Origin of the sequence: Frankia sp. AgKG'84/4 (assembly GCF_023242965.2) — a bacterium.
Classification (GTDB): domain Bacteria; phylum Actinomycetota; class Actinomycetes; order Frankiales; family Frankiaceae; genus Frankia.
In genome coordinates, this window is record NZ_JALKFU020000956.1 from 1 (window position 1) to 2,057 (window position 2,057).

3 protein-coding genes are annotated in these 2,057 nt (G+C 76.9%); 2 read left to right on the forward strand and 1 reads right to left on the reverse strand.

Going from position 1 to position 2,057, the window contains the following annotated elements; all coding sequences use genetic code 11:
• Window positions 1-894, forward strand: an 894-nt coding sequence (locus MXD58_RS26305; protein ID WP_250610453.1) for an amidohydrolase family protein, incomplete at its 5' end; no start/stop codon positions are given.
• A gap of 122 nt (window positions 895-1,016) precedes the next feature.
• The gene (locus MXD58_RS26310; RefSeq protein WP_248837028.1) at window positions 1,017-1,580 is read left to right on the forward strand and encodes an acyl-CoA thioesterase family protein; all 564 of its coding nucleotides are present in this window, start codon (window positions 1,017-1,019) and stop codon (window positions 1,578-1,580) included.
• A gap of 104 nt (window positions 1,581-1,684) precedes the next feature.
• Here the strand turns inward: MXD58_RS26310 and MXD58_RS26315 are convergent.
• On the reverse strand, window positions 1,685-2,057 hold a 373-nt coding region (locus MXD58_RS26315; protein ID WP_374616667.1), incomplete at its 5' end, for a DUF2752 domain-containing protein.

The window sequence follows — 2,057 nt, forward strand, 5'->3', positions numbered from 1 at the left end:
GGCGTGGACCTCGCCGCGCTCGGCCGGCGCGCCGCCGCCACGGGCATCACCGGGTTCACCGACGCCACCCCGGGGCGCTCCCAGGCCGAGCACCGGCTGCTCGCCGACGCCGCCCGGACCGCAGCCCTGCCCCAGCGACTTCTGCTCATGCGCCCGGAACCAGCAGGCCCGCGGCCTGGGAGTGCGCCACCGGGCAGGACGCGGCCCGGGCCTGGACCGGGTGGGGGCGGGGTCCTCGACGGCCCGGTGAAAATCATCCTCGATGACGACCGGCTGCCCGACCTCGCCGCGCTCGCCGAACGCTTCGCCGCCGCCCACCGCGACGGGCACCCGGTCGCGGTGCACTGCGTCACCCGGACGCAGACGGTGCTCACCCTCGCCGCGCTCGAGCTGGCCGGGCATGCCCCGGGGGACCGCCTGGAACACGCCGCGGTCGTGCCAGCGGAGCTGTACGGCGTGCTGCGCCGCGCCGGGCTGACCGTCGTCACGCAGCCGAACTTCATCGCCGAGCGCGGCGACCGCTACCTCGCCGACGTCACCGAGGAGGACCCGGCCACGCTCTACCCGGCGGCGTCGCTGGCCCGCGCCGGCATCCGCCTGGCCGCCGGCACCGACGCGCCGTTCGGCGATCCCGACCCGTGGCGGGCGATCCGCGCGGCCATCGACCGGCGCACCGCGGGCGGCGTCACGCTCGGCGCGGCGCAGCGGCTCAGCGCCGCCGCTGCCCTGGCCCTGTTCCTCGGCGCACCGGGCGACCCGGCCCGCCCGCGCGCGGTCAGGGTGGGAGCGGCCGCGGACCTGTGCCTGCTGGACCGGCCACTGGCGGCGGTGCTCGCCGACCCGTCGAGCGCTGCCGTGCGACACACGATCGTCGCCGGCACACCACTGGGGTGAACCGTCCCGCACCGCCCGTCCCGGCCCGCGTTCCGTCACCGCGGGTAGCGCGCCGGTGGGGGTGGGCGCCGCGGCGGGCAGGCCCCCGGCCAGGCCGGCGGCCGGGTGTGCACAGTGTCACCATGGATCCGAAACGTGACCCTCAGCGGCTCAGTCTCGCCAGCTACCCTGCCAGTCACAGCGTCACCGCCCGCTACGGCGACCTGCACCTCAACCGGCAGCTGGACAACGTCGCGCTGGCGTCGTACTACGAGGACGCGCGCCTCGCGATCCACCTGGCACTGTTCGGCGACGAGCCGGCGACGACCCGGCCGTTCACCCTGTCGGTCGCCCGCACGGCCATCGATTTCCTGCACGGGGCGACGTTCCCGGGCACCTACACCCTCGGCGGCGGCGTCGGCCGCGTCGGCCGGACGTCGTTCACCCACGTCTCGGGCCTGTTCCGCGACGGGGTCTGCCTCGGGCTGTCCGACACCGTCATGGTGCACCTCGTCGACGAGGCACCGACGGTGATCCCACCGCGGCTGCGGACGCTGCTCGACACCATCTCCTTCCCCGCCCGCCCCGGGAGTGCCGCGCCGCGCGCGGCGGAAGGGGAGCGGGACGCGGCAGGGGAGCGGACCATCGGCGACGACCGGACGGCGCAGCTCCCCGGCGAGGCCGCGGCGGGGCACCCGTCGCCGTAGCCGGCGCCCAGGGATGCGGCGGGTGGGCGCCGCCGCACCCCCACCAAGATAATCAACGCCGTTGACGTCACCCCGGCGCCCCACCGATCATCCCCACAGACCGATCATCCCCACAGGTTGCGCAGCGCCATCCAGGCCAGCGCCGCGCCGCCGAGCCCGTAGGCCAGCGGCGCCGGCACCGGGGCGTACCGACCCTGCCACACCGCGCGGCCCTGGCGCGCGAGCAGGGCGGTGAGCAGCGGCGCGCAGGCGAGTGCGAAGGCGTTGTCGCGGCCGGCGGCGCCGAGGTGGCCGTGAAGCAGGCTGTGCACGGCCCGCAGGGAGCCACACGCCGGGCAGTCCAGGCCGGTCAGATGGCGCACCGGACACAGGGGCATCGGGATCGCCGGGTCGTGCGGGTCGTGGCCGGCGAGGTAAAGCAGCCCGGCGCAGGCGGCCACGGCGACGCCGACCCCCAGCACGCGCCGGCGCCGGGCC

Excerpts from the sequence above, each read along its gene's own strand:
- MXD58_RS26310 (WP_248837028.1), top strand. The coding sequence starts at position 1,017 with ATGGATCCGAAACGTGACCCTCAGCGGCTCAGTCTCGCCAGCTACCCT.